The organism is Mesorhizobium sp. M2C.T.Ca.TU.002.02.1.1 (assembly GCF_003997225.1).
The window spans coordinates 1-388 of record NZ_RZTO01001584.1 but is presented as its reverse complement, the minus strand read 5'-3'; the positions used below and the strand labels follow the sequence as shown (position 1 = coordinate 388).

1 pseudogene is annotated in these 388 nt (G+C 69.6%); it reads right to left on the bottom strand.

Going from position 1 to position 388, the window contains the following annotated elements:
- Positions 1 to 339: pseudogene (locus EOD07_RS37415) on the bottom strand (5-(carboxyamino)imidazole ribonucleotide synthase); the annotation flags it as partial.
- Positions 340 to 388 lie beyond the last annotated feature (49 nt).

Here is a 388-nt window from a genome sequence, read left to right as displayed (position 1 = left end):
GTTGAGGAAACTTTTCTCGGTCAGGCGATCCTGCGCGACTTCGAGCGCGCGGGCCGGCGGATAGACCGGAACCATTGCCGCCAGCATTTGCGCCGCTGCGACCGGGACATTCTCGAATTCGTAGGTGACGACGGCGCTGGCGGCAGCCAGATCGGCAAGCGCCGCCGGATCGTCATAGGCGGCGACGATCTGCCGGTTCGCGACCTGCGCGGCCGGGCAGTCGGGCTGGGGCTCCAACTCGACGACGCGATAGCCGAGGCGCGCTGCGGCCATCGCCAGCATGCGGCCGAGCTGGCCGCCGCCGATGATGCCGATGGTCGATCCCGGAGCGAGATTCACGGCGTGTCCGTCGGCTCGGGGGCAACCTTGGCGGTCTGCGCCGAGCGCC